General features: G+C 61.3%; 8 protein-coding genes. All 8 read right to left on the bottom strand.

What is annotated here, in order from left to right:
- Window positions 1-533, bottom strand: a 533-nt coding sequence (locus JWQ61_RS21345) for an ABC transporter permease (RefSeq protein ID WP_304362287.1), incomplete at its 3' end; no start/stop codon positions are given.
- Window positions 530-1,423: an ABC transporter permease gene (locus JWQ61_RS21340; RefSeq protein ID WP_304362286.1), complete on the bottom strand. Its 894-nt coding sequence runs from the start codon at window positions 1,421-1,423 to the stop codon at window positions 530-532. The genes JWQ61_RS21345 and JWQ61_RS21340, both read right to left, overlap by 4 nt.
- 25 nt (window positions 1,424-1,448) lie before the next feature.
- A complete protein-coding gene (locus JWQ61_RS21335; RefSeq protein WP_304362285.1) occupies window positions 1,449-2,534 on the bottom strand; it encodes an ABC transporter ATP-binding protein in 1,086 nt (361 codons plus the stop codon).
- 101 nt (window positions 2,535-2,635) lie between these two features.
- Window positions 2,636-3,262 (bottom strand): methyltransferase domain-containing protein, encoded by a 627-nt coding sequence (locus JWQ61_RS21330; protein WP_304362284.1) that lies wholly within the window; start codon window positions 3,260-3,262, stop codon window positions 2,636-2,638.
- A 3-nt stretch (window positions 3,263-3,265) separates the two neighbouring features.
- A complete protein-coding gene (gene ubiB / locus JWQ61_RS21325) occupies window positions 3,266-4,843 on the bottom strand; it encodes a ubiquinone biosynthesis regulatory protein kinase UbiB (protein WP_304362283.1) in 1,578 nt (525 codons plus the stop codon).
- Window positions 4,840-5,424 (bottom strand): SCP2 domain-containing protein, encoded by a 585-nt coding sequence (locus JWQ61_RS21320; RefSeq protein WP_304362288.1) that lies wholly within the window; start codon window positions 5,422-5,424, stop codon window positions 4,840-4,842. The genes ubiB and JWQ61_RS21320 overlap by 4 nt, the downstream gene beginning before the upstream one ends.
- Before the next feature lie 89 nt (window positions 5,425-5,513).
- Entirely contained in the window at window positions 5,514-6,434 is a 921-nt protein-coding gene (locus tag JWQ61_RS21315) for a Tim44 domain-containing protein (protein WP_304362282.1), read from the bottom strand.
- A gap of 8 nt (window positions 6,435-6,442) precedes the next feature.
- On the bottom strand, window positions 6,443-7,177 hold the full coding sequence (gene ubiE / locus JWQ61_RS21310) for a bifunctional demethylmenaquinone methyltransferase/2-methoxy-6-polyprenyl-1,4-benzoquinol methylase UbiE (protein ID WP_041741166.1): 735 nt from the start codon (window positions 7,175-7,177) through the stop codon (window positions 6,443-6,445).
- Window positions 7,178-7,204 lie beyond the last annotated feature (27 nt).

Here is a 7,204-nt window from a genome sequence, read left to right as displayed (position 1 = left end):
GTCACCAGGCGGAACGCCTGCATCGGCGTGGCGCCGCAGTCGCGCGCCGCTTCGGTCAGGCTTTCATCCATGCCGGACAGGCGCGAACGCACCACGATCGCCACGAAACCTATACAGAAAGCGATATGCGCCAGGGCGATCGACACCAGACCCAGCGTGATGTTGAGCATCACGAAGAAAATCAGCAGCGAGACGCCGACCAGGATTTCCGGAATGGCGATCGGCGTCAGCACCAGCAAGGGCAGCAGCTTGAGCTTGTAGCGGTGCATGGCGAAACCGGCCATGGTCCCGAGCAAGGTCGAAGCGGCGCTGGCGACCAGCGCGATCAGCAACGAATTGCCGGCGGCGCGCAGCATCTCTTCGTTATGGAACAGCTTGCGGTACCAGTCCAGCGTGAAGCCAACCCACTCGGCGTTGAGCTGCGAATCGTTGAAGGAATACACCACCACGATGATCAGCGGTACATACAGGAAGGCGTAAACGGCCAGCGCCACCAGCCACAGGCCGAGCGGACGGCGGATTACATTAGTCATGCTTCCCTCCTCGGCCGTGCCACCAGCACCGCGATGCCGGCGGCGATCAGGGCCGCCACCGTGAGCACGATGGAGAGCACGCTGCCGAACGGCCAGTCGCGGGTTTCCAGGAATTGCTGTTTGATGACGTTGCCGATCATGTCGCTGCCGGTGCCGCCCAGGATGTCGGACACCGCAAAGATCCCCAGCGCCGGGATGAACACCAGCGCGGCGCCGGCGTAGACGCCAGGCAGAGACAGCGGAAACGTGATGCGCCAGAAGCGCTGCCAGGCCGAAGCGCCCAGATCCTGGGCGGCGTCGACCAGGGCCGGATCGTGCTTTTCCAGGTTGGCGTACAGCGGCAAGACCATGAACGGCAGATGCACGTAGACCAGGCCGACAATCACTGAAAACGCGGTAAACAACAGGCGCACCGGCTCGATCCCGGCCAGCCCCAATATATAGTTGACCGCTTGGGTCAGGCCCGATTGCGGGCCGAGGATGATCATCCAGGCGTAGACGCGGATCAGGAAGTTGCTCCAGAACGGCAGGATCACCAGCAGGATCAGCAGGTCGCGGTATTTCTTGGGGCTACGCGCGATCAGCAGCGCCAGCGGATAAGCCATCAGCAGGCAGCAGAAAGTGGTGATCAGCGCATACATCAGCGACTTCAGGAAGATCGCGGTGTAGATGAAATCGGAAGTGAAGCGCTGGAAATTCTCCAGTGTCAGGTTGAGCTTGCCGGCCTCGTCGAACACCGGCGCCAGGCCGCCGTAATCGCCGGCATAACGCACCGAGGCGAACACCATGATCAGGCTGGGGATGGCGAAGAACAGCAGCAGGTAGAACAGCGGCGGGCCGCTGATCAGCCAGCGCGCCATGCGGCCGCGTTTGGCTGCGGCGCTGGACAACTTATTTGCCGCCTCATTTGCTGCCTTATTCATACAAGAAATGCCCTGCGTCGAATTGCCAGGCGATGTCGACCATGTCGCCGACTTCGAAGAACTTGGCGCGGCCGGCGGCCGAGTTGGCCAGCAATGCCTCGATGGTGGTGCCGCCCTCGGTCTGTACGATGTAGACGGTGACATCGCCCAGGTACAGCAGCTCTTTGACGAAACCCTTGAAGTGGTTTTCGGCGGTGTCGGTGCTGATCTCGGCGCTGATGTGGATTTTTTCCGGGCGCAAGGCCAAAGTGCCCTTGCGGCCGACCGCGGCTTCCGACGGCAAAGCGCTCTTGACCAGGCCGAGCCCGGGCACATCCAGTTTCATGGAAGCGCCGTCGACGCTGGCGATGGCGCCGTCCAGCAGGTTGCAGGTGCCGATGAAGTCGGCCACGAAACGGGTGCGCGGATAGCTGTAGATGCGCGAAGGTTCGTCCAGCTGCTCGACATTGCCGCGGTTCATGACGGCGATCCGGTGCGACAGCGCCAGCGCTTCGCCCTGGTCGTGGGTGACATAGACGAAGGTGATATCGACTTCTTTTTGCAAATTGATCAACTCGATCTGCATCTGCTCGCGCAGCTTGGCGTCCAGCGCCGATAGCGGTTCATCCAGCAGCAGCAGCTTGGGACGCGATACCAGCGCCCGCGCGACCGCCACCCGCTGCCGCTGGCCGCCAGACAATTCATGCGGGAAACGCGCGGCGAAACCGGTCAGACGCACGTCTTCCAGGGCCTCTTCGACCCGGGTGCGGATCTGGTCGGCCGGCACTTTGGCCATTTTCAGGGGAAACGCGATATTGGCCGAGACCGTCATGTGCGGAAACAGCGCGTAATTCTGGAATACGGTGCAGACCGGCCGCTGTTCCGGCGGAATGCCCACCAGGTCGACGCCGTCCAGCAGGATCTGGCCGGAATCCGGCAGGTCGAAACCGGCGATCATGCGCAGCAAGGTGGTTTTGCCGCAGCCGGAAGGTCCCAGCAAAGTAAAGAATTCGCCGGCTTCAATCGACAGGCTGATGTTGTCAACTGCGGCAAAGTCGCCAAAACGACGACTGACATTACGGATTTCGAGCAGCGCCATATGTCTTCAGGTCCAGGGGGTGCGAAAAACCGCCAATTGTAGCAAGGCGTCTGTAATTTATGTAAAAAAAGCCGCCCCACGACCTCAGTAAAAACAACGGTCTAGGCGCGCCGCCGCCACTCCATCCAGCGCTCTTTGCCGGCAAACACGGGAATGGAATCGTCCACCTCGCGCTCGTCGGCCAGCTCGAAACCGGCATGCAATAAGCGTTCCAGTTCGGCCCGGCCGATCCCGAACGGCGGCCCTTTCGGATTGTCATCGAAAAAGAAGAAACCGGCCAATGTTGCCCCCGCCGGCAACAGCTCGGCCCAGCGGCTGACGATATCGGTGCGTTTGGCCGGCGGCAGCGCGCACAGGAAGGCGCGTTCGTAGATCAGCCCGAGCGGCCGCGGCGGCTGGTAGGTGAAGAAATCGGCCTGCAGCACCCGTTCCGACCATTTGCCCAGCACAGTGCGGGCGGCGTTCACGGCAGCGCTGGAAAAATCGATGGCGGTCACGTCCCAGCCGGCTTCCGACAATAAAGCCACTTCGTAGCCGCTGCCGCAGCCGGGGATCAGGGTCGCGACCGGCTGGCTGCGTGTCAGGTACTGCTGCAGCGCCTGCGGCACGCCGCCCATGTCCCAGGGGATGAAGTCCTGCTCGAAGCGATCGCTCCAGAAATCGGGATGCGAGGGATCGCGGCTGGCGAACTGGGGAACCTTATTGGCAACCTTATCCGGCGGCGCCATGGCTTACCACCAGATCCTGTGTGCAAAACGCAGGTACAAGAGCGTCAGCAGCACGCCCGCCGCCAGACCGCCGCCGACGTACACCAGCACGCCAAGGAAGTGGTTGGTCTGGCGCTGTTCGGCAATCAGCTTCCACATCAATTCATTGTTTTGCTCGTTTTTGGTTTCGACCGCTTGCGTCAACGCCTGGTGCGCCAGGCGCGGCAGTTGCGGCAGCAGCTTGCTGTAGCGCGGCATCTCGATCTTCAGCTGCTGGATCAGGCCGCGCCAGCCCATCTGTTCGCTCATCCAGCGTTCCAGATGCGGCTTGGCGGTTTTCCACAGGTCGAGGTCGGGATCGAGTTGGCGGCCCAGGCCTTCGACGTTAAGCAAAGTCTTTTGCAGCAGCACCAGCTGCGGTTGCACTTCGACATTGAAGCGGCGCGAAGTCTGGAACAGGCGCAGCAGCACCTGGCCGAAGGAAATGTCTTTCAGCGGCCGGTCGAAGATCGGTTCGCAGCAGGCGCGCACCGCCGACTCCAGCTCGTCGACCCGGGTTTCCTTGGGCGCCCAGCCGGATTCGATGTGGGCTTCGGCCACGCGTTTGTAGTCGCGCTGGAAAAACGCCAGGAAGTTTTGCGACAGATAGTCTTTATCGAAATCGTTGAGGGTGCCGACAATGCCGAAATCAAGCGCGATATAGCGGCCGAAGGTGGCCGGCGCCACCGACACCAGGATATTCCCGGGATGCATGTCGGCATGGAAAAAACCGTCGCGGAATACCTGCGTGAAAAAGATCTCGACGCCGTCGCGCGACAGCTTGCCGAGGTCGACGCCGGCATCGCGCAGGCGGTCCAGCTGCGAGATCGGAATGCCGTGCATGCGCTCCATCACAATCACCGACGACGAACAGTAATCCCAGTACATTTCCGGCACCACCAGTAGATCGGAATTGGCGAAGTTGCGGCGCAGCTGGCTGCCGTTGGCGGCCTCGCGCATCAGGTCCAGTTCGTCGTGCAGGTATTTGTCGAATTCGCCGACCACTTCGCGCGCCTTCAGGCGGCGGCCGTCGGCCCACAGTTTTTCCACCAGGCCGGCGGCGATGTGCATCAGCGCGACGTCTTCGTCTATCGACTTTTTCATGCCGGGCCGCAGCACCTTGACCGCCACTTCCTTGCCGTTCTTCAGCGTGGCGAAATGCACCTGGGCGATCGATGCCGAAGCCACCGGCACCCGCTCGAAACTGGCGAACAGCTCGTCCGGATGGGCTTTCAGCGATTTTTCGATCTGCGCGATCGCCAGGTCGGAACTGAAGGGCGGCACCCGGTCCTGCAGGCGCGCCAGTTCGTCGACCATGTCGCCCGGCAGCAAATCGCGGCGGGTCGACAGCACCTGGCCGAACTTGACGAAGATCGGTCCCAGTTCTTCCAGCGCCATGCGCAGGCGCTCGCCGCGCGGCGCTGAAATATCGCGCCAGAAAATCAGGGTATCGATCAGCTTGGAAATGCGCGGCGTGTCGAAGCCCGACATGGCGATATCGTCCAGACCGTAACGCACGGCGACGCGGACAATTTTGAACAGGCGCAGGAATTTCAGGATCATGGGGTCTTCAGTTTGTTGATGCGTTTGGCGAGCCGTTCCAGGTCGTCGCGCAGCCTGGTGACATCATTCGTAAAATCGGATACCGCCTGCGGCCGCACCAGCATCGGCTGCTCTTCCAGGAAATATTCGGCGACGTTTTCCGCCAGCTTCTTGTGGGTCGCCAGCGCGCCGGCGATCAGCGTCTTGCCGCCGCCGACGATGCGCACCGCGGCGATGTCGCCCACCAGCTTGCTCAGGTCGTGCTCGGCATCCCAGCGTATCCCTTGGCTGACTTGCGAAATGGCGTTGGCGAAATCGGCGTCGCCTTCGATCTTCACGTAGGAAAAAGCGCGTTCGCGGTTCTGCGCAATCAACGGCAGGTCAGCCAGGTTGACGCGGATCGTGACGTTCACGGCCGTCTCCGGCGGCGGCGCCTGCAGCAGGCCGTCGGCGCTGACCTGCCAGGCCAGCTTGACGGCGCCGCCGTCGAAGCAGGCGACCTTGTCCGCATGCGCGGCCAGGATGCGTTGCGCCCACGGTTCTTGCGCCAGCAAATGGTTGACGGCGGCGGTGATCGGCGTGAAATTGATTGGAGGAGTCATCGTCATAAAATAAAACCGCCCGTGATTATTCACGGGCGGTCCCAAGTTTATCAGTTTGTCAGGCCCAGGGCCTGCTACAGCCTTGGCATTTATGTATTGATCTGCTGGATCCCCGCCAAAACCCAGCCGCCCTGTCCGGTTTGCGGCTTGGACAGGTTCCAGACTTCGGTGAACGGTTCCGCCGACGCTTCCGGCACTTCCTTGATCAGGCCGGTGAACTTGACGCTGGCCAGGTAATCGCTGCCTATGGTTTCGATGCCCATCAGCTCGCCGTCCAGCTGCACCACGTCGGTGTTGTTAGGCGATGCGCCGCGTTCCTGCAATTGCAGGCGCAGCTCGCCGAACATCTCGGGCGTGGTGAATTCGCGGATATCGTTGATGTCGGCCTTGTCCCAGGCGGCTTGCAGGCGGATGAAGTAAGTCTTGGCGCTGCGCACGAAGCCTGGCACGTCGAAATCGTCGGGAATGCCCCAGGGCGCGCTGTGTCCCGCCGGCGCAGAAGACTGGAACGAGGGGCCGGAATTGATGCGCGAGCCGATTTCCGGGGTAAAACCGGAAGAGTTGCTGTCAAAACTGGCGGCAGGAGAATTCGCGCCGGAATAAGCGGCCGGCGCCGGGGTATTACTGCTCTTGCGCATTACCAATCGCACAACAAAAATCACCGCGACTGCCAGCAAGGCCATCATCAGGAAAGAACCGAATGCGCCGCCCATGCCGAAATGCGACATCAGCGCGCCCAGGCCGAGGCCCAGCAAGGCGCCGCCGAGGATGCCCTTCCATGGGCTGGCCGGCTTAGGTGGAACGCCTTGCGGCGTGGCGGCTGGCGTGGCCGGACGGGCCTGGTTGGTATTGCCGAAATTTTGCGTCGGCTGGCTTGGCGCCTGGCGCGAAATCCCGGACGACTGCTTGCCGAACGAACCGCCGCCACCCAGGCGGCGCGCATCGGCGTTCGATATTGTCAACGACAAGGTAGTTGCGACCATCAGCAACACCAGCAAAAATCTCTTCATGCGAGCTCCTACAGTTTTATGCCGGTATGCAAGGCTGCCACACCGGCAGTTAAATTGAAATACTCTACCCGCGCCAGGCCGGCATCCGTCATCATCTGCTTCAGGGTGTCCTGATCGGGATGCATGCGGATCGACTCAGCCAGGTAGCGGTAGCTTTCAGAATCATTGGCAATTTTCTTGCCCAGCCACGGCAACACGGAAAACGAATAAACGTCGTAGGGCTTTTTCAGCGGTTCCCACACTTTCGAGAACTCCAGCACCAGCAACTTGCCGCCCGGCTTCAATACGCGCCGCATTTCCGCCAGCGCCGCATCCTTGTGCGTCATGTTGCGCAAACCGAAGGCCACCGACACCCGGTCGAAGTAGTTGTCCGGAAACGGCAATTTCTCCGCGTCACACAGCAAGGTGGGGGTCGACAAGCCTTTATTCAAGAGACGGTCGCGGCCGACGCGCAGCATCGACTCGTTGATGTCGGTCAGCCAGACTTCGCCGGTAGGCCCGGCGCGCTTGGCGAAGGCCTTGGCCAGGTCGCCGGTGCCGCCGGCGATATCCAGCACCTTGAAACCGGGGCGTATCGCCGCCTGGGCGATGGTGAAAATCTTCCAGACACGATGCAGGCCGGCCGACATCAGATCGTTCATGACATCGTATTTAGGCGCGACCGAATGGAAAACCTCGGCGACTTTGTGGACTTTATCGTCCTCGGAGACGGTTTCGTAACCGAAATGCGTGGTGTTGGTCATGGTGGGCAAGCTTGTTTTGGCAGACTT

Source organism: Collimonas fungivorans (genome assembly GCF_028292705.1).
Lineage (GTDB): Bacteria > Pseudomonadota > Gammaproteobacteria > Burkholderiales > Burkholderiaceae_D > Collimonas > Collimonas fungivorans_B.
Note: the sequence above shows the minus strand (reverse complement) of the source record. Positions and strands in the feature narration are given on the sequence as shown.